Below are 22,507 nucleotides of genomic sequence, written 5' to 3' on the forward strand. Positions count from 1 at the left end.
GTTTTATTTAAGTGTGAATGTATGCTTGAATTTAAAATCTGAACTTGGTGCGATGGCGATCTCAAATTCGCCAGATTCAACCCCAAAGATGTTTTCATTGTTATAATATTTCAAATCTTCTACCGAAATGGTAAAGGATACTGTTTTGCTTTCTCCTTTTTTCAGGAATATTTTTTGGAAACCTTTCAACTCCTTTACAGGTCTTGTGATGCTTCCGAATCTATCGTGAACGTACAATTGTACAATTTCATAGCCATCAACAGTTCCAGTATTCGTGATGGTTGCTGTTGCAGTCAATTTGTCGTTCATACCGATTTCATTGGAAGATAATTTCAAATCTGAATATTGAAACGTTGTGTAGCTTAATCCAAAACCGAAAGGAAACAATGGCGTGTTTGGCACATCGATATAGTTTGACTTATAATCTTGTGTCGGATTGTTATCAGGAATCGGACGACCTGTGTTTTTCATACTATAATAAATTGGAACTTGACCAACATTCCTTGGGAATGTGATGGTCAATTTTGCCGAAGGATTGTAGGTACCAAAAAGCACATCGCAAACGCCGCTTCCTCCCATCGTTCCAGGAAACCAAGCTTCTAAAATAGCATCCACTTGGCTGATTTCTTCGGAAAGATTCAGCGGTCGACCATTCATCAACACCAAAACTATTTTTTTGTTCGGAACCGCTTCACGTATTTTTTTGATAAGTTTTGGCTGAATTCCAGGAATTTTCAAATTGGTTCTTGAAGCTGCTTCGCCACTCATTCCGTGGTCTTCGCCCATCACAAGCAACACAACATCTGCTTTTTTCGCTGCATCGATTGCTTCCTGAAAGCCTTTTTCATCATCTTTTACAATGTCACATCCTTTCGCATAAATGATTTGGTTGTCTTTCAGAAATTCTTGCAAACCTTCAAAAACACTTACGGATTTACCTTTTCTATCGCCTGCGCCTCCCCAATTTCCATTGATGTGATACTCATCTTTTGCCAAAGGACCAATCAACGCGATGGTTTTGGTTTTATCCAATGGCAAGGCGTTATTATTATTTTGAAGCAAAACAGACGATGCAGCAGCAGCTTCACGAGCTGCTTTCAAAAATTCGGGTTTGTAGATGGTTTCCTGTTGTCTTTTTTCATCTGAATAATGGTAAGGGTCATCAAACAATCCCAACTTAAACTTGGTCAGTAAAATACGTCTGCAAGCATCATTTATGGTCGCTTCATCAACTTTACCTTCCGCTACCAAATCCTTCAAGAATTTTCGATAGAGATGTCCCATCATATCCATATCGACTCCAGCGTTCATCCCTATTCGAGCGGCATCAATACTATCTTTTGCAAATCCGTGTGGAATCATTTCATTTACAGAGGTATAATCCGACACGACAAAACCGTCGAATTTCCATTCATCGTGCAAAATATCACGAAGTGTGAATTTATTTCCAGAGGTTGGAACGCCATTCAATTCGTTAAAAGCCGACATAAAGGTTTCGACACCTACGTCAACCGTCGCCTTAAATGGAGGCAAATACACATTTCGCAACTCGTCTTCACTCATATTGACCGTGTGATAATCACGTCCAGCTTGGGCTGCGCCATAAGCGACATAATGTTTTGAACAGGCCAAAATCGTATTGTTTTTTGATAAATCATCACCTTGATAACCTTTCACATAAGCTTTTGCGATTTCACTTCCCAGATATACATCTTCGCCAGCACCTTCTGAAATTCGTCCCCAGCGAGGGTCACGAGCAATGTCAACCATAGGTGAAAATGTCCAATGCAATCCTTCCGCAGAAGCTTCTTCCGCAGCAATCCGTGAATAATTTTCAACCATATTCATATCCCAACTCGCAGCCATTCCAAGGTTTATTGGGAAAATGGTGCGGTGTCCGTGAATGACATCGTAGCCAAATAATATCGGAATGCCAAGACGTGATTCTTCCACGGCAATTTTCTGCAAATCACGCGTTGCTTTTGCTGTGTAAACATTCAGCATCGCTCCCATATTGCCTTCCTTGATGAATTTGACATTATCTGTACTGACGGTAGGACCTGTTTTGTCCCATCCACCACCATACATCACGGTTTGGCCAATTTTTTCTTCCAAAGTCATCAATTTCATCAGTGAATCGACCTTGGCTTCGTAATTAGGTTGCTGCGCAAAAACTCCCAATGTGAGAAATGCTGCGGTAAATTGTATGGTGACTTTAAGGTTCATCTCTTAAATTTTATTCTGATTTGACAATTTCTGTGCGTTCCGAAATTCCATTGGCATTAAACGCCTCTATCTGAAAATAATAAGCATCCGTTCTATCGGCTCCAGTAAAAAAATATTCATTTTTACCATAAACCATAATACTTCCGTACATTTTATCAGGTGATTTTCCCCAATAAATTACATAACCATCTGCCAACGGATTCTGTTGCCATTTGAACCAAATGCTGCGACGCTCGCCATATTTTTGAGGACTGGAACGCAACACCGTAAAGTTTTGGACTTTTTCAGGCTTTGCTCCTACTCCTTTACCGAATACTCGAAAGCCACTCAATGCAAATTTTCCTGTTGGCATATGCAGATTTTCAAGCTTTAGATAACGTGCTTTTGCAGGCGTTTGAAGTTCTATATAATCGTGAGGCACATCGGTTTTATTCTTGCTTTTATCAACAATAACTGACCATTTTTTTCCATCATTTGACCCATATATTTTATATTGATGAAATTTATCCAATGTTTTACCCATAAATTCCACATCTTGGTCAGCATAATTGATTTGAATGGCGTTGATGGTCGACACTTCGCCTAAATCTGTTTGAAACCATTCACCTTTGTCACCAGTTTTGGCACTCCAATAAGTTTTAATGTCTTCATCCACAGCGAAATTGGCGTGATAACCTCCTAGGGTAGATGAAACTTGAACAGGTTTTTGATAATTGAGCAACATCCAACCTGCAAACATATCTTTAGTAAAATCCTTTCCTTTCGAAAATTCTGGAAGAAACGTTGGATAATCACCATAAGAGGTGTTGCAATACATCACATCGTCCTTGTCAAATCCAGAAGGCCAAATGCCGATGCGTCGTTCAAAATTATTTTTGGTTGAAATAAATATGGTCGAAACGTGCCAATAATTATCAAAATTGTCCTCAAACGTTGCGCCGTGACCAGCACCACGAGCAAAACCTCCTGGTTTATACGAAAATGGGTTGTGTTGCTGATACTCGAATCTATCCAACGGGCCCTTGCTTACATACACGCCATCGGCATAACCACTAAATTCAGTAGCTGGCGCGCCATATTGCATATAGTATTTTCCATTGTGCTTCGTCATCCAAGCACCTTCAATAAAAGGTTGCAAAAACACATTGTCGTTGTATTCCCCAAAACGCTCCCAACCGTGGTCTTCCGGAAACAATCGAACAATTGGAACGGTGTAACCTTCCGATTGCATTGTTTTTGTATTGATTTCCGTCCCCAAAATTGGCCACACGTTACTCGAACCCCAATAGAGAAAGAGTTTATCCTTTTCCTCTTCATAATGAAATGCTGGGTCCCAAGCACCAACCATTAAGGTATCGACTGCAATTTCCCAATCATCTTCTGTGGGATTTGTGCTCTTCCAAATAGGGAAATCAGACTTCCAGGTCGAGCCATACACATAGAGCGTATCTTTCATAGCCCAAGCCGCAGGTGCATTCAAATCGTGTGTATAGGTATCATCTAATAGGAATTTTCGATATACAAATTTCCAGTTGAGCATATCATCACTGTACCAATAGCCTTCTTGATTCGTAGAAAACAAATACAGTTTTCCTTTGAAATTGACAATTACTGGGTCGGCCGTGGCGCGATGTTTTCCTTGTTTTGAAAACACTTCGAAAGGCGTATAACCATAATCAATATTCACAGGATTGCAATAGGTTTTCTGTTGGCCTTGCATCGACAACGACACAGCCAAAAGCAAACAACTCAATCCTATTATTTTTTTGATACTCATAGTTTCCTTTTTTAATCCAAAAGTTCAAAACTCACCGCTGCTCCACCGCCTTTTGCAAGGTTCAATTTCAATTTTGACTTGCTTGTGACCGTTTGCGTTTTGATGTCGTAACTTTTTGGATTGTTTTTCCAATCGGCATCTTTTCCATCTTGATAAATGGTGGCCTTGTATTTTTTTCCTGATGTGAGGAAATCCAATTTGATTTCGGTGGTTCTGGCATTTTCATCAGTAATCGCTCCCAAATACCAATTTTCAGAGTTTTTATCTTTTCTGACAACCGTTAAATAATCACCTGGTTCTGCTTCCAAATAATTGGACGTTTGCCAATCTGCTGGAACGTCTTTGATGAATTGAAAGGCGTCCAAATGCTTTTCGTAATTCTCTGGCAAATCTGCAGCCATCTGCAATGGCGAGTACATTGTGACGTACAAAGCCAATTGTTTTGCCAAAGTTGTATGAACTTGCTGTGTTTTACTTGGGTCGTAAATGTCCATCTTGATTTCGAAAATCCCTGGCGTATAATCCATTGGTCCGCCCAACAATCGTGTAAAAGGTAACACGGTTTCGTGATACGGCAGATTTCCATCGCTCCAAGCATTGAATTCGTTGCCACGAGCTGCTTCCGCAGCAATGTAATTTGGATACGTTCTATGATAACCTGTTGGCCGTGTGCTTTCGTGAGAGTTGACCATCAACTGATTATCAGCCATTCGCTGTGCGACAAAATTGAAATGGTTGACCATCGTTTGGCCATCGTGATATTCGCCACGAGGAATAATTCGTCCAACATAACCTGACTTTACAGCTGGATAACCATATTTTCTCATTACATCCATCGCTCTATCCAAGTGGCGTTCATAATTTGCCGCCGAACCAGACGTCTCGTGGTGCATAATCATTTTGACGCCTTTCGATTTCGCATAATCTGAAACTTCTTCAATATCAAAATCCGGATAAGGCGTTGTAAAATCGAAAACATCTTCTTTCCAATTGCCGAACCAATCTTCCCACCCGACATTCCATCCTTCGACCAAAACACCGTCAAAGCCGTGTTTTGCAGCAAAATCAATGTATCGTTTGGTGTTTTCGGTAGTTGCGCCGTGTTTGCCTGTTGGAATCATATTGCCAGTTCCTGCATTTTGAGCATTTTGGCTACCTGCATAATCCCAAGTGGATTTTCCAACGTGCATTTCCCACCAAATTCCTACATATTTCATTGGTTTAATCCAAGAAGTGTCTTCAATTTTGCTGGGTTCATTCAAATTCAAAATCATTTTAGAAGCCACAATGTCTCGAGCGTCATCACTCACCATAATGGTTCTCCAAGGTGTCACGGAAGGTGTTCTCAAATAAGCTTTATCACCAATGGCGTTCGGAGGTAAATTGGCAGTCAGTTTGAAGGCCGCTTTATCCAAATCCAAATGCATCACTGGATAATTGTTTACAGCAGCTTCAAAGATGTTGATGTACAGTCCATCTGAAGATTTCATCATCAATGGCGATTGTACACGATACTGACTTTCAATGGTTTTCAAGGCGATGCCATTATTTAAATCTAATCTTGAATTGTCAACCTCCGAAAGTTTTGTTTCGTTGTAATTGTATTCCTGACTATCATAATCTCCTGGAATCCAAAAGGTTTTATGGTCACCTGTCAAATCAAATTCTGTGTGTTCTTCCGAAACGATAAAGTATTCCACGTTTTTTTCAAAAGGAAATTCATATCGAAATGCCACGCCTTCATCAAATACCTTGAACACGATGTCCATTTTTTTCTTTGAATCCTTCTGTTGCAAATGAACGGTCAACTTATTATGATGGTCGCGAATTGTTGATTCTTCACCAAGAACCGGCTTCCAAGTGGAATCTTCGGATGTTTGTTCAGTATCAATCACAGAAAAACCTTTGGATAAAGAGGTGCCATCTTTAGGGGAAATTCCCATTTTACTGGTTTCAACGACTGATTTTCCTTTATACGAAACTTTGTAAGTCGGTTCACCAGCAGCATTCAAGGCAAAATCAAGTGTGATGTCCTTGGATGGTGATTGAACTTGTTGTGCCATCGAGATATAGGCAACAGATAAGATGAGCGGAACGATTAATTTTTTCATTTGGATTCGTTTTTAGTCAATTCGAATTTAGAGGATAAACTTGCATTGGAATCAGTGCCCACAAAGACTTCGAAGGTTCCTGGTTCCGCAACGAAATCTAAATCGTAATTGTAGAATTTCAAGTCTTCAACAGTCAGTTTAAACGTAACTGTTTTCGTTTCTCCTTTTTTGATGTCTACTTTTTGGAAACCTTTCAACTCACGAACAGGACGTGTAACAGAACCAACAACATCCCGTAAGTACAACTGCACCACTTCCTTACCATCATACTTTCCAGAATTTGTGACATCTACAGAAACATCTATTGTACCATCAAAATTGATAGAGGTTGCGCTCAATCGTAAGTTACTGTAATTGAATTTTGTATAACTCAAACCATAACCAAAAGGATACAAAGGTTCATTACGGACATCCAAATAGTTGCTTCGGAATTTTTCAAACTTTCCTTCTGTGTTACCCAAAGGTCTTCCAGTGTTTTTGTGATTATAGAAAATTGGCACCTGACCAACATTTCTTGGCCACGTCGCGGTTAACTTTCCTGAAGGATTGACGTTTCCAAACAATACATCAGAAATTGCCAAACCTGCTTCGCTACCAGGGAACCACACATTCAAAATAGTTGGGAATTTGGCATCTTCTTCAGTCAACACCAACGGTCTTCCCGTAAATAGCACTACGACAACAGGTTTTCCGGTTTTCATCAAGGCATTTAATAAATCTTTTTGTGCCTGTGGAATTTCAAGATTTGTTCGGCTACTACTTTCACCACTCATTTCAGCAGATTCACCAATGGCCGCAATAATGACGTCCGATTTTCTGGCGATTGAAAGCGCTTCGTCCAATAGTTGTTTGTCTGTTCTTTTATCGCGAGGAATGTCTTTTCCGAACATTGTAGCTCTTTTTTCGAACTCTAAATCATAATCTAAATTGCTTCCTTTTTCGTAGAGAACATTTACGGAGTCACCAACAACAGTTTTCAAACCATCCAACAACGGATTGGACAATTCTTGTTTTGTCGCCACACTCCAAGTTCCAGCCATATTCACAGCCGAATTTGCCAAAGGACCTACCAAAGCGATAGTTCCCGATTTTTTCAATGGAAGCACGCTATCCGAATTTTTCAATAAAACCATTGATTCAGCTGAAACTTTTCTGGCAAAACTTCTATGTTCATCTGTAAACACATCTGATTTTGGACGATTGACATCACAATATTTGTAAGGGTCGTCAAAAAGTCCCAATTCATATTTGGCAGTGAGTATGCGTCTAACAGCATTATCAATATCAGTCATTGAAATTTTTTCCTCTTCCAAGGATTTCTTCAAAGTAGTCAAAAGCCCTTCACCCACCATATCCATATCCACGCCAGCTTTCAAAGCCAAGGCAGACACCGACTGCAAATCGCCTACGCCGTGTTCCACCATTTCATTGATACCTGTATAATCCGTCACGACAAAACCGTCAAATCCCCAGTCATCACGTAATAAGTCGGTCAACAACCATCGGTTACCTGTTGCAGGAACACCATCGATTTCGTTGAATGCCGCCATTACCGAGCCAACGCCTGCGTCCACTGCAGCTTTGTATGGTGGAAAATACTCATTGTACATTCGAATACGGCTCATATCGACCGTATTGTAATCTCTACCAGCTTCTGGCGCACCGTATAACGCGAAATGTTTTACACAGGATAGAATGGTGTTATTTGAAGTTAAATCATCACCTTGATAACCAGTAACCATCGCTTTTGCTATCTCACTTCCGAGGTAGGCATCTTCACCAGAACCTTCGGAAACACGCCCCCAACGTGGGTCGCGGGAAATATCAACCATTGGCGAGAATGTCCAGTTGATACCATCAGCACTGGCTTCTTTTGCCGCTATTTGCGCTGTTTTTTTAATCATTTCCTTATCCCAAGAAGCCGACAATCCCAATGGAATAGGAAATGTTGTTTCGTAACCGTGAATCACGTCCATTCCAAAAATCAACGGGATTTTCAAACGGCTTTTTTCCATGGCTACTTTTTGTACCTCGCGAATCTTTTCAACAGATTTGATGTTGAAGAGCCCTCCTACCTTTCCCTCGGCTATTTTAGAAGCGATATCAGAGCTTTGTGCTTGTCCCGTCGTAATATCACCTGAAGAAGGTAAGTTGAGTTGACCAAGTTTTTCATCCAACGTCATTAAATCCAAGATTGAATCGACCTTCGATGCAAACGGATTATCTGAAGTATTGGATGTATTGGTTTTTTTATACTTATCATTATCGCAGGAAATTATCATTAGTCCTGAAACCGCAACAAGCAATAGTTTTTTAGTTAGTTTGATTGTGTTCATTAGTTTGTTTTAATATTTGAAAAAAGCCACGGTAACAATTCAGGCTCTGCGAAAGCAGAATCCCAACTGTTGTGATTATCTTTTGCGATAAGTGAAAAATTTGGTTTTCCACCATATTTAAGGATGCCACTGACCATATCTACAGATGCTTGCGGGTTCACAACATCATCATTGGCACCGTGAAAAAGCCACATTGGTACTTTTTTGGCATAAGCTTCAGTAGATTCTGGATTTCCCGCCCCGCAAATAGCGAAAGCAGCTGCAAATACATCTGGTTTTCTATATAAAATTTCGAAAGTTCCCATACCTCCCATTGACAGACCACCAACATACACTTGATCTTTTTTGACATAGTTTTTGGCAAGTGTTTCATCCAATAATTCCATCGCCAATTTCATAGATTTAGTTGGTGGTAAATCCTTTGGAAAAGTTAAAGAAATAGGTTTTGTGCTTCTATCTACTTTGGCATTTGCCCAATAATCTTCCTGCGGACATTGAGGAAAAATGACGATAGCTGGAAATGTTTCACTATTCTCGATGAATAATTTACTGCCATGAGTAAGTTGTTTTTCATTATCACTCCCACGTTCGCCAGCACCGTGAAAAAAGAATATCAACGGATAGGTTTTAGATTCAGAAAAATCCTTTGGGAGAAGCATACGATATTTCAAAGTATCTCCATTTTTGATGTAAAGTTCTTTTGAAAATAGACTTTCCTGCGCAGAAAGATGACTGAAACTTGCAAAGATTGCGAGGCCAAATAAAAATTTCAAAAAGTGTCTGTAAATATTCATACGGTTAAAATTCAACGTCTTTAAATTCAAATTGATGTGATGGCTCTGTTCTGAACCTATCCAACCAGGGCGAATAGGTTTTAACAGAGATAGATTTATTTTTGGTATCTACTTTTATAATCCGAAGATATCCCGAATCACCTTTTTCAACCCCTTTAATCTGTTTCTGGTAGTTGGCAAGCATTTGGTACACAAGATTCCCATGGTCGCCTTTGTTTATCAACTGCCCTACACCACTTCCTGTGATGTGACCTGTAAAGACCATGATGATGTTTTTATGTTTTTTTACCAAACTTTCCCACAACCCCGCACCATCATTTACGCGATCATCACCAGTCAGTTTTCCAACACCATAATTTTGAGGTAACGCCCAATCATTTCCATCCAATAAGGTATTATCATGAAAAAGATAGGCGTGCGTATTGATGATAATTTTATGGCTTTGATGTTTCATAATTATGTCATTTGCCCAAGCCACCGTTTTGTTTCGAGGTCCAAATTCAAGAGAAAAGACCAACCACTTTTGGCCATTTATGTCAAATTCACTACAGGTATTATCAATGGTTTCTTCTGGAAATGTCGCTATAGCATTTGATTGGCTGGCATAATCCATGTAAGGAAAAAAATGGTTTGCCCAGTAAGTATTTCTAGTATCTGCAAATTTTCCGGGAGCACTTCCCATATCATGATTACCGAGTGCGAGACTGTAAGGAATCTTTCCTTCTAAAAGCTTAAAACCATTTTTGGCAATTTGCCATTCTTTTTCTGAATTGTTCTGTGTGATATCTCCCTCATGAAGAACGAATGAAAATCTTTCAGAATGTTCTGAAATCCATTGCATTTGTTTCAGAAATACTTCTGGAAACTCTTCAACATATGTTTGTGTATCAGGAAGTACTACAAATTCAATGCTGTTTTGAGCCTTGACTGAAAAGCCAAACCACAAAATAGTGACGAATATGTAGCTAAATAATTTCATATTAATATGTAAAACCTAGTGCGTCCAATCCATTTTGAACATCTTCATTCTGCATAAAGAGATTCCAAAGTAGTCTTGTTCTATGATTTTCAATCATTATAATTTGCGGTCCTTGGTCAATAGCCAAATAGGCATTAGCTACCCAATAGCTATATCTTGGGCTGAAAGCGTCGTAAAAACCCGCAGGTCCCATTAAATTCTTTTGATAGAAAAAATGCATAGCAGCTAAAGATTCTTGTGGCGTGTAAGGAATAGAACTAACGGCCGCTGTTGGTGAAATCACGCCAGTATCGTTTGAAGGGCTATGTGCTGTGTATCCTAAAGACCCGTCAGCATTTCTAGTATAACTTGCCGTCAAACCCCAGCAATTTTGTCCATAATCGGTGTGATTTTGTGGATTTTGAACACAATATTGATAATTGATTCTTGAATGATTTCTAGCTGCATTCATGTAATTTCCATACTGATCACTCAAAGTTGTTGGATCCAAGCCGAGAAATGAATAGTGGCTAAAAAATAAAGGACCACCATATGTTGGATTACCTGAATGTCTCAAAACAATCGGAATTCCATAAGGATTGGCACCAGAAACAATGCCACCATTACTAGCCCAACCTTCGTGATAGGCTTCCGATGGAATTGAATAATCTGGTGAGGCGGCTCCTAGAATAAATGCTATCATGGTTTCATTATAGCCTTTGAGTTCTAGGTTAATGGCAAATCCATTGTTGGGGCTCCAATGCCATAACAATTTATTTTGGCCATTTGTATACCAATCCCATTCTACACTTTTCCAGAGCATGTCAGCCTGATTGGCTAATGCCACCTCTTCCACAGATCCAGTCTTGAAATATTCTTTCACACAAATAAGCCCTTGTGCAAATAAAGCAGTTTCTACCAAATCGCCACCATCGTCCTGCGCACTGAAGGGTATTACATTTCCGTTAGTACCATTAATCCAATGTGGCCAAGCACCACGAAAACGATCGGCATTTTCAAAAAAATTCAATATGGTTTGTAGCCTAGCAACAGCCTCTGCTCTGGTGATGTATCCTCGTTCAATCCCAACCAGAATGGCCATTAAACCAAATCCACTTCCCCCAGTAGCAACCACATTCTGGTCTTGAGTTGGGTTTGCTGGAAGATATCGCTCACGAGCGGCACCAGATTGGGTTTGGGCATAATTCCAAAAGTATTTAAATGTTTCCTGTTGCGTCAAATCCATAATCTCTTCATCCGTTAGGGCTTGTACGGGATCTGGACTATCATCTGTAGGTTCTGGGGAATCGTCCGTCGGGTCAGGATTATTAGGTTGCTCGTTTGAATCACTCGAACAAGTGTAAGCCAAGATCGAAATAAATAACAAACAGAATATCTTTTTCATTTTTTTAACTTTTATTTTTTGATAATTTCCCCTCTAAAAAAACTGAATTTTAGAAGCATTTACTTTCCGTAAGAAAAACCGAGTTTATCTAATCCTTTTTTTACATTTTCATTTTGCATGAACAAATCCCATAGCATACCTGAACGATAATTTTCAATCATTACGGGAATAGGGCCTTGATCGATAGCCAAATAGCGTGGTAAATACCACTTATTATCGATACTGAAGGCATCGTATGGTCCATATTTACCAATAAGACTATCTTGTTTGGTGTACAGATAATGTAGCATTTTCATACTTTCATCTGGCGTATAAGGAAAAGACGACAATGCTGCAGTTGGCGAAATAACGCCCAAATCATTACCCGGTCTGTGGCCTGCATAACCTCTCATAGAATAACTAGAAGTCAATCCCCATAAGCTGTCTCCATACCCTTTATAATTTTCAGGATTTTCAACCGCATAATCATGATGAATTTTTGCATGATTTTGGGTCAATTTCCAGTAATCTGCATACTTGTCTTTTAAATTTGTTGGATTCAAACCTAGATAAGAATAATGGGCCCAAAACAGTGGTCCAATAGCACTTTCATCGTGTTCATAGTAGTCTAATACTAGATCTTTTCCATACATTTTGCCAGTAGACATAATGCTGTCGTTTCTTGCCCATCCTCTATCATAGACTTCTTTTGAAATTGAATGTGTTGGGGAAGCCGCGGCAAGTACATACATAATAAGACATTCGTTGTAACCACCAACAGGGAAATTCATATCCCAATTATCAGTTGGCGACCAATGCCAGTAAAGAACATCTTCTCCTTTAGTGTACCAATCCCACTCTACTTCTTTCCAAAGTTTATCAATTTTTTCAGCAAGTTGTTTTTCTTTTTCATTACCGTCCTTGAAATATTCTTGAACTGCAATCATACCTTGCACCAAGAATGCAGTTTCCACCAAATCACCTCCAGTATCTTTTTTACTAAATGGAACAATTTTGCCATTTTCGCCATTCAGCCAATGTGGCCATGCGCCATGAAAGCGATCCGATTTTTCAAGAAAATCGATCATTTTCACATATCTTTTGAAAGCCTCTTCTCTTGAAATAAAACCACGCTTGACTCCAACGAGGATTGCCATAAAACCAAATCCAGAACCACCTATGGTGACAGTATTTTTAGGCGATGTAGGATAGATATCATCCATATGTAAACGTTCTCTTGCCAGCCCGGAGTTCGGCTCGGCACCATCCCAGAAATAGTTGAAAGTTTGAAATTGAACACTATCCAACAGAGATTCGTTAGAAATGTGGTTTTTAGAATTGAATTTATTAGCTTCTTCGTCCTTCTTATCACCTGATTTACAGCCAAAAACTAGGGATAAACATCCAATCAAAATGATCAATATTTTGGTTAATAATTGCTTCATAAAAATTAATTGATAAATTTTAGCTGCACTCCTTGTGAGAAATGCAGCTAAAACAAAAAATAGACTAATTCAAATATCTTGACATAAAACCATTACATAAATGGAATCAATTATTTAGATTAATTCATCAGTGCTGTAACTTCTGCTTGGCTTAACGCCGAGTTAAAGATTCTTAAATCATCCATATAACTTAAATCAGAATTATGACCCCAGCCAGTAAAGCGAGGTGCACCAGACATAATAGACATTATATCACAATCTGCCCAACTTATACCAGGAAATGTATTTTGACTAACAATAGTTCCGTTTATGTAAACCGTGGCCTGTGTAGCAGAAATTGTGAATGCCATATGAACCCAACCCGTTGTTACGGCAGGATCAATGTCAGCAGCTGCACCTCCATCAAACCAATTTTCACCAGCTCCATTTCCAACATTTAATTTAAAACGTTGTTTACCTCCGGCATTTTCTCGGAAAAATCTAAAACCACTATTTCTATTATTTTGTGCTCCAGGATTTGCAGTATCCGGTGGACCAATTACCAATATTCCAGCTCTGTCTGGTGTTGCATTAACTTTATACCAAAAAGCAGCGCTAAATTCGTTTCCTAAAGACATATCTTCAGTAGCGACAGTTAAATAGGAGTCTGTAGCACCGGCATAAGCATTTCCTTCATATGCCATAGAAGTACCTGTAAAAGATGGTGAACCAACGGTTGTCACTTCGACCCCGCCAACCACATCATTATAGTTATCGTCAAATGGCAAGTACATTGTTTGTGAAGCTAGAGCCATCTGCTGTTGAATCTGTTGTTGTGTCAAAGCAATATCAAAAACTCTCAACTCATCCATATAACTTAAATCTGATTTGTGATCCCACCCTGTAAAACGAGGAGCTCCTGACATTATAGACATAATATCACATCCAGTCCAATCTACACCAGCGAAAGTATTAGAAGATACAACTTGACCATTTATATAAACAACAGCTTGGGTCTGAGAAATTGTAAAAGCTAAATGTACCCACTCTGTATTTGCAGGATTGATGTCAGCTGCTGCGCCTCCATCAAACCAGCTTTCGCCACTTCCTGTTCCAACATTTAATTTAAAACGTTGATTTCCTCCTGCGTTTTCACGAAAAAATCTGAACCCACTAGTTCTGTTGTTTGGTGCTCCAGGATTAGCTGTATCTGGTGGGCCTATAACTAAAATTCCAGCTCGGTCTGGAGATGCGTTCAATTTATACCAAAAAGATGCAGAAAATTCATCACCTAAAAATCCACTGGCAGGGTAAGTCAAATAAGAATCAGTGGCACCAGCGTATGAATTAACGCCAGCAAATGCATCGTTCGAAAAAGTAGGGTTTCCTACAACAGTTGCTGAAGTGGAATTCACCAGATTAATATAGTCTCCTTCAAACGGCATATACAAGACCTCTCCATTTTGGGGATTATACGGGGCAACATCTTCCTTTAAAAATTCAGTTGTTACTGTTTCAACGTTTCCGTCGGAATCAGTTGCGGTTAGAGTAAATGTGTGCATACCCGTACCCACATTGTCATAAACTAAATCTTGCACACTCACTAATTGTGGGTCGACAAAATTGCTCATATTATATATTTCATTTCCATCTACTAAAACGTTTACATTAGAAATCGCAATGTCGTCTTCAACAGTAAATTCGATAGAAATCGATGTTATCGGGTCTGATGATTGAATTATTGTTGATCCATTTGGGTTTGGACTTGTAAGAATTATTATTGGACCATCCAGCGGGTAATCACTAAACTCGGGTTCATCAAAATCTTGACAGCCAATGAAAAACAACACTGGTGCCAAAAATATTATTTTAACAAATTGAAATAAATTATAATTTTTCATTCTATTTCTTTTTAAGTTATTTAATTTTAATAATTAGGATTTTGCACCAAAACCCCTCCGGATTGATCAATCGCTTCTTGAGGAATTGGATAAAATTCATGTCGTGGTTGGTATCCCAAGGCTCCCAAAACGGATGAAGCATCTCCCCAACGGACTAAATCATAAAACCTATATTCTTCGAGTGCAAACTCAACTCTTCTCTCTTGCTTAATTGCATTCCTCATGCTAGATTGACCAGATGCGGTGGTATTACCAAGCCCTGCTCTTGATCTTATCTGATTGACCAAGGTTGAAGCTTCAGAAGTCATGCCTAACTCATTCGCTGCTTCTGCCGCCATCAGGATTACATCTGCATAACGTATGATTTTTATATTTTCCCATCTATTGGCATTCATATTGAAAGAGTTTCTTTGAGCTTGTTTGGTATAAGCTTTTTTATTCCAATATGGTTGTGCTAACGGTGGAGATTCAGGTAAAACGCCGCTTCCAAAACCACCATCATCTTGACCAGATTCTAAAATTGTATTTGATTTTCTAGTGTCTCCAGGCTCAAAGGCATCAACCAATCCTTGTGTAGGCACATTGAAACCCCAGCCTAAATTCCACACTCCAGTACCCCTAACTCCCTGTGAAATAAAATAGTTATCTGCATAATTTTGATTGTCGGTCACCAATTGTTGAATTTCAAAAATTGATTCTACACCATTATCACCTTCAATCTCAAACAAATTAACCAGGCTTGGATCCAAACTATATGCTCCCGAACTTATAACCTCATTACATTTATCATAAGCTCCTTGCCAGTTTTGTTGGTATAAATATAATTTAGCCAATAAGGAGTTTGCAAAACCTGAAGTTGCACGTCCAGGATAGTTAGACCATGTCAAGGGCAAATATTGAGCTGCATAAATCAAATCTTCTTCAATTAGGGCATCAATCGCAACTACTGAAGATTTGGGAGCAATTGCATCTTCAGGATTATCAATGGTCGCAGTTATAAGGGGGACTTCACCATAATCTCGACGTAATTCAAAATACATCCAAGCTCTTATCGCCCTAGCTTCAGATTCATTGATCAAACTACCGGGATCTTCAGCTCCGGAATCTTGAATAACGTTGATTATTTCATTACATGCAAATATAATTTGATAGTGTGAATTCCACCAACTAGTACTTAACCCATTTGTTGCAACGTATTGAAAATCATTAAAAGCTGTTCCATTAGCGGCCGAATCTCCTGCGGTACTGCCCTTGGCTGCGTCATCTGACCTAATACTGCCAAACCAATATCTCTGCCATTGGCCAACACCAGAATTTCTCATTAAGGAGTATACTCCAAAAACCGCTGTCTCTTGACCACCAACACCCAATTCTTCAGGGTTGGCAACTTCGCCTAATGGAAGTTGGTCGAGCATATCGTCATTACAAGACACGATAGGGAAAAGTCCCATCAAGCAAAGTATTGCAATTCTTTTAAATTTCATCTTTTTCATATTTTAAAATGTTATACTAAAACCTAATGTTGAAATCACTGGGATTGGGTAACCTCCATTGTCGATACCGAATGCAATAGGTGATCCTCCTGCTTCGGGTGAAAATCCCGAAGTATCCTTCCAAGTGTAAAGATTTTGAATGTTAAAATAAACCTTCATTTGTTGGATAGTCACATTTTTAACATCAAAAGGATCAAAATTGTAGCCCAACTGAACGTTTCTAATCCTGAAGTAACTGCCATCTTCAATCATATATGTTGAAGGCAATCTGTTATATTCGGACGCATCATAAAGCCTTGGCTCCCAGTTTGAACTCCCGGATTGAGTCCATCGATTCGCTCTTGCCGCTCTATAATTAAATTGTGCAAAGGAATTACCATTACCCCAATCTCTATATATTTCATTGCCATATACTCCTTGGAAATCCATATTTAGAAAGAAATTTTTATAGTCAAGATTCACATAAAATCCATAAGTAAAATCAGGAGTTGGATTACCAATGACCGTTCTATCATCTGGCGTTATCTCACCGTCACCATTCACATCTCTATACTTAAAGTCTCCAGGCCCATAGCTTCCCAGAGTGCTTGGAGGTGAAGCCGCTATATCCGCATTTGATTGGTATAGACCATCTACAATGTAACCATAGAAATGACCAATTGGTTCTCCAGTAATTGTTCTGGAAGCAGCACCAGAAAAAATTGCTGCATCCTGTCGAGTTGAAACTACTTCATTATTTATAGTTGTAATGTTTCCACCGATTGAATAACCAAAGTCTCCGCTTCCTGAAGTATCTCCCCAATTTGCTTCAAACTCGAAACCCTTATTTCTGATTTCACCTGAATTGTCAAAAAATTGTGCCGTTCCAATATCTACAAAGACCAATAAGTTTTCAGTAAGACGATTATAATAATTGGCATTGAATGTCAATCTATTATTAAACCATTCCGATTCTAGACCAACTTCCCAAAGTTTTACAGTCTCCCATTTAAGATTTGGGTTTTCTTCAAACCTTTGAATATAACCAGGAATAACATTTTCCCCGAATACAGCAGTCGCCCCTTCATTAACTCCAGGGTAAAAAGGATAATTTACTGGCACAAATTGATTTCCTAATTCTCCAATGGAACCTTTCAGTTTTAATAAATTTAAAGTAGAGGAATTTTCGAGAAAGCTTTCTTCAGAAACAACCCAACCAGCTCCTATAGACCAAAAATCTTGCTCTCTGCTATTTGGTGCTAATTGTGAAGTTGCATCTCTTCTATAGGAACCGTTCAACAGATATTTATCATCATAATTATACAGTGCTCTTCCAAGCCAGGATGTTGTGGCTCTGGTAAACTGATTTGAGCCAGACGTTCTTGAGGTTGGGTCCCCATAAGGAAAAACACCAACATACCAAAATCTCGGATCATCTGGTATAATTCCTACGCTAGGATCATGTTCTACACTACCTGAAATGCCCTCAACATTGGTTTCTGTTGTGGTATATCCAAGTGTTGCACTAATTCCATGTGGACCAAAATCTTTCTTATATGTTAAAAGATATTCTTGTTGAAAATTAGTAACCAAATTAGAATTTTGATTAACTCTAGTAACCTGGTTACCATTAAAACTAACAATCTCATCAGTTTCCGCAGTATAAATATTTACTATTGGAGTATAGGATCTTCCCCTTACATGATCATAATCACCATATAAATTAGTCCTGAAGGTAAAATCTTTTAAAAATTTAACCTCTCCAAACACACTACCTACAAAACGGTATCTCTCGGCTATGTTCTTATTTTTGGTCACTTCTGCTACCAAGAGAGGATTTCCTATTTGAGCTCCCCCTATTTCAATAGGTAGTTGATTATAAAGACCGTTATATTCAGGTCTTGAGTCATAGTGAATTGGATCAACAATTGGTGTCGCATTAAGCGCCGAAGAGAATCCGCCTGTGTTAGGGAGTTTATCTTTGTAGAAATTTCCTGTCAATCCTATCTTTATATTATCAGACAAATTAAATTCATCATTCAGGTTCATAGTCAACCTCTGCAGGTTTTCCTGCTTGATAAGACCATCCTCATTTCTATAACCTAAACCAAATGAAATCTTATTCTTTTCTGATGCACTTTGAATACTAATATTATTAGTTTGGATAAAAGAAGACTCTTTAGAAATTTCTTCAACCCAATCGGTATTACCTGTAAATAAGTCATAGTACGAGAAAGGAGCTAAACCTTCATTCATTAATCTTTCGTCATATAGCTCACGGAATAGTGCGGCATCGGCCATGTCGGGTGCATTGACTATATTTTTAAACCCTAAAGTTGAATTGAAGTTAATTGTTAATTTCCCAGCTTTAGCCTTTTTGGTTGTAACGATTATAACCCCATTTGCACCCCTAACGCCAAAAATCGCCAACGAAGATGCATCTTTAAGGATCTCAATAGATTCAATATCATTAGGATTTACGAAACTTATATCGTCTGCAAAAATACCATCTACTACATACAAAGGCTTGGTGCTATATCTACTACTTGTTCCTCTAATTCGTATATCAGGTTCTTGGCCGAGTGTTCCTGAATTTACCACCGATAGTCCGGCAACTCTACCTTGTAAAGAAGCTACTGGATTGGTAGCCGGCTTATCAGCTACAACATCTCCAGAAACTTTTACAATAGATCCTGTTAAATCTCTTTTTTCAGCTGTACCGTAACCGATAACAACAACTTCTCCTAAAGATTCTACATCTGTTTCCATTGTAACATTGATAGTATTTTGAGAACCGACCGTAATTGAAACAGTTTTAAATCCCAACGAACTGAATTCTAAAACTGCCCCTTGATTAACCGTAATTGAGTAGTTACCATCAAAATCAGTATTTGTGCCATTCGTGGTGCCTTTTTCAATGATGTTGACACCAGGCAACGGAAGTGAGTCATCCGCACTTGTTACTGTTCCTGTAATTTTCTGCCCTTGAGCATGAATGAAGGAACTAACTAAAAGAAATAGAAATAATAACTTGAATTTAGCTTTCATATAGTGTTTGATTTTCGTGTTAGTAGTGACAAGATAATAAGCAATTTCACATAATTTAACAATTTATTTACATTTTACATACGTCAAACGTGTTAAAGTGAGTCAACATCAATAGTGACGTAGCTCCAAGTTACAAAAAAAAGTTCGAAATCGTTTGAGGTTTAACTGAATGACGTATAATTGACGTAGTACAAAAATGCCAATTCGATAATTTGAAGGGGTAGCTATTTAAAATTTACAAGATAATCCGTAAGGTTTTTATCAGATTCTAAATCTAACTTGCGCTTTAGTCGATAGCGTTGCGTTTCTACACCTCTTGGCGAAATATTCAAAAGTGGTGCAATTTCTTTGGTTGTCAAATTCATTTTAATGTAGGCACAAATCTTTAAGTCTTTATGAGTCAGTTGAGGAAACTTTTTCTTTAATCCATTAAAAAACTCTTCATGGACTTGATTGAAATTATACTCAAATACCTCCCACTCATCCTTTTGCCCTATTGAACCATCTACCTTCTTTAATATCTTTTTATAGGAAAATGGGTTATCGAAATTCCCTTTATGTTGTATAAGCTCATTTTTTAACTCTAACAACGCCTCGTTCTTTTTGACCAGTGCCATTGCAGTATTTGCCAATTGTTTGCTCTTTAATTTGATTTCATTTTTAAGAGCTTCATTCTTAAGTTCAACTATTTTACGATCATTTTCTTTTGTTTTTTCCTTCAACAATTCGCGTTGTTCTAGTTCGAATTGTTGAGTCAAGAGTTCCTGCTCTTTCTTAATTTTTCTTTTATGAAGTGTGTAAAAAATGACGACCGAAATAGCAGCCAAGAAAAGAAATAGAAAAAAACCCTTTATAGTTTTATACCATGGAGGTAAAACTGTTAATTGAAATGACGTAGTTGGTGAGGAAATTCCTGAAGAACTTGTTGTTCTAAAAAGTAATTTATAATCGCCACTGTTTAAATTTGATAATTCCAATTTTTCTCTTTCTAGAGGGTACCAATGCGAAGAGTCTAAATTTGCAATGGAATACTCAAAAAAGTGATTTCTGGAGTTGGGAGAAGAAATTGAAATACTGATGTTTTTGTTTTTAAAAGGCACTTCTATTGAAGAGGTGCCATTTAAATCCATAAATTTTTTATCAAGTTCCAAAGATTCAATAATTGGTTTGAATAAATTGTCTTTTTCGGAATATCTCTGGCTATTTATCATCATAAATCCATCATTTAAATTTAATGCATAAATAGAATCCTTGATTAAAGAAACCCTTTCATAGCCAACAATTAATCTTTTTTTGAAATATCTATCTGAAAGTGTAAGATGATAGCTTGGATCCGAAAGAGACTTCAGTTCAATAACTTCTTTGTTCTTCATTGCAAGAACTTCATTCTCTTCTTCAGAAATGATATATGAGTCTTTACTGAAATTTTCGTTTAAATATTTAAAAGGAACAATGCTATCTAACAATGGCTCATATTTTTTCCAACCGTCATTAGTTTTAAAAATCGTATTTGATTTTAATTTGAATGTTCTGATATTGTAATCTGACGTTAAATCTTTCTTTCCATAATCCTTTATTTCGGTGATGGAATCATGTGAATTATTGAACTTAATTTTAAACAGCCCTTTGTAGGCATGAGCTGCCCAAGCAGTATTTGAATCTTCGAACACCAAAAATCGCACTGGCATTCTTGGACCTCCCAAATGTTTGACCTCCCAATCACCATTCCTATAATCAAATTTTACGATTCCCGTGTAAGCTCCTTGCATGTAAAGGTTTGATTGCTCTGGCACCTTTTTAAGAACCCATCCTCCTGTTTGGGCCGAAAGCAACTTAATCTCTTTGTTTTGAACCAAATAAGTACCATTATTATGGCCACACAATAGCTGTCCTTCTATTTCCTTAAGTTCCCAAACCTGACCTTGAGAGCCTTCAATAAATCTTAAGATATTATCTCTATCAATATAATAAAGACCAGTATTGCTTCCTATATAAATAGTTCCTTCGAATAAAATGACATCGTATACAGCACCAAGCTTTCCTGTAACATCATTATAAAAAGAGTGTGGACTGTCCAAATTAATTGAAGCTATGCCATTATCTAAACCAAGCCAAAGTTCATCTGTATTATCCACAAATTGGTCGAGAACGGTATTGTTCATCAGTCCATTTTCTTTGCTTATATGAAATAGTACATTTCCAGAAGTATCTGTGATATATATTCCATTTTTTATTGTTCCAAAAACCATGGTGCCATTTTGCAATGATGAAAAAGCGTTCAATTGCTGCTCTTTGATAATTGAATTTATTTCAGAGTTCCAAGGTTTAAACTTACCGTCTTCATAAATAAAGCAACCCCTTAAAGAAGTTGAAATCATTAAGCTTCCATCATAATCGCTAATGGCTACAACCTTTGCATCAATCATTATTTCATTGAAAATGAAACGCTTTGGAGTTTCGTTTTCGAGTATAAAAATTCCACCCTTCAATGTTGAAATAAAAAGATCATCATCAACCACATCTATGGAAAGAACTGTTGAAGAAGGCTTTATTTGAGAAATCTTATTGTTTTTGTAGATATAAACATTAAGGAACGATCTAAAGACCACAGCATCTTTATAGGGGATAATTTGCCAAAATTCTTCATTGAAAAATTCTTTCTTGTCAATTAAATGGCTTAATGATTTGTAAACTAACGTTCCCTTGGAGTTTTTTTGCCAATAACCGAATTCTTCATAAGAACCTATATAAATTCGGTCTTTAAGAGGTAAGACAGAGCGAATGGTGGTTTTGTTGGGAATTTCGTGCAGGCTCCATTTAAGACCATCAAAAACCAATAACCCATTATTGTTTGCAACATAGATTTTGCCGTCATTGCCTTTGGCTATTCCCCAATTTTGATTACCTGCGTTATATTCAGATAATGAATAATTTTGAAAATATGGTGAATACTGTGCGTTTAGTTGATTGAACATCAAAAAACTAAACAACAATACGTAAATGAAGTATGGAACAGATTTAGAATACATCGGCAAATTTCAAGAATAACTTGACTGAAATGATTGCCTAAATGTAA

Annotated in this window: 12 protein-coding genes; all 12 read right to left on the minus strand. The window is 37.9% G+C overall.

What is annotated here, in order from left to right; all coding sequences use genetic code 11:
• Window positions 1-3: 3 nt before the first annotated feature.
• Window positions 4-2,226 (minus strand): beta-glucosidase BglX, encoded by a 2,223-nt coding sequence (gene bglX / locus M0G43_RS08845; RefSeq protein ID WP_248025142.1) that lies wholly within the window; start codon window positions 2,224-2,226, stop codon window positions 4-6.
• A 10-nt stretch (window positions 2,227-2,236) separates the two neighbouring features.
• A complete protein-coding gene (locus tag M0G43_RS08850; protein WP_411039863.1) occupies window positions 2,237-3,946 on the minus strand; it encodes a discoidin domain-containing protein in 1,710 nt (569 codons plus the stop codon).
• A gap of 68 nt (window positions 3,947-4,014) precedes the next feature.
• A complete protein-coding gene (locus M0G43_RS08855; protein WP_248025144.1) occupies window positions 4,015-6,114 on the minus strand; it encodes a glycoside hydrolase family 97 protein in 2,100 nt (699 codons plus the stop codon).
• On the minus strand, window positions 6,111-8,450 hold the full coding sequence (gene bglX / locus M0G43_RS08860; protein ID WP_248025145.1) for a beta-glucosidase BglX: 2,340 nt from the start codon (window positions 8,448-8,450) through the stop codon (window positions 6,111-6,113). Before bglX (M0G43_RS08860) ends, M0G43_RS08855 begins: the two co-directional genes overlap by 4 nt.
• Window positions 8,450-9,223, minus strand: a complete 774-nt coding sequence (locus tag M0G43_RS08865) for an alpha/beta hydrolase-fold protein (RefSeq protein WP_248025146.1) — start codon at window positions 9,221-9,223, stop codon at window positions 8,450-8,452. The genes bglX (M0G43_RS08860) and M0G43_RS08865 overlap by 1 nt, the downstream gene beginning before the upstream one ends.
• Window positions 9,224-9,248: 25 nt before the next feature.
• Window positions 9,249-10,223, minus strand: coding sequence for a metallophosphoesterase (locus tag M0G43_RS08870; protein ID WP_248025147.1), 975 nt, complete (start codon window positions 10,221-10,223; stop codon window positions 9,249-9,251).
• A 1-nt stretch (window position 10,224) separates the two neighbouring features.
• Window positions 10,225-11,607 (minus strand): glucoamylase family protein, encoded by a 1,383-nt coding sequence (locus tag M0G43_RS08875; RefSeq protein WP_248025148.1) that lies wholly within the window; start codon window positions 11,605-11,607, stop codon window positions 10,225-10,227.
• Between the two features lie 59 nt (window positions 11,608-11,666).
• Window positions 11,667-13,031: a glucoamylase family protein gene (locus M0G43_RS08880; protein WP_248025149.1), complete on the minus strand. Its 1,365-nt coding sequence runs from the start codon at window positions 13,029-13,031 to the stop codon at window positions 11,667-11,669.
• 119 nt (window positions 13,032-13,150) lie between these two features.
• A complete protein-coding gene (locus M0G43_RS08885) occupies window positions 13,151-14,911 on the minus strand; it encodes a LamG domain-containing protein (protein WP_248025150.1) in 1,761 nt (586 codons plus the stop codon).
• Between the two features lie 26 nt (window positions 14,912-14,937).
• Window positions 14,938-16,395, minus strand: a complete 1,458-nt coding sequence (locus M0G43_RS08890) for a RagB/SusD family nutrient uptake outer membrane protein (RefSeq protein ID WP_248025151.1) — start codon at window positions 16,393-16,395, stop codon at window positions 14,938-14,940.
• 12 nt (window positions 16,396-16,407) lie between these two features.
• Window positions 16,408-19,431 carry a SusC/RagA family TonB-linked outer membrane protein gene (locus M0G43_RS08895; protein WP_248025152.1) on the minus strand — a complete coding sequence of 1,008 codons (3,024 nt, stop codon included), beginning with the start codon at window positions 19,429-19,431 and terminating at the stop codon, window positions 16,408-16,410.
• Between the two features lie 224 nt (window positions 19,432-19,655).
• Window positions 19,656-22,460 (minus strand): LuxR C-terminal-related transcriptional regulator, encoded by a 2,805-nt coding sequence (locus M0G43_RS08900; RefSeq protein WP_248025154.1) that lies wholly within the window; start codon window positions 22,458-22,460, stop codon window positions 19,656-19,658.
• Window positions 22,461-22,507 lie beyond the last annotated feature (47 nt).

This window comes from Subsaxibacter sp. CAU 1640, assembly GCF_023156585.1.
Taxonomy (GTDB): domain Bacteria; phylum Bacteroidota; class Bacteroidia; order Flavobacteriales; family Flavobacteriaceae; genus JBPOFM01.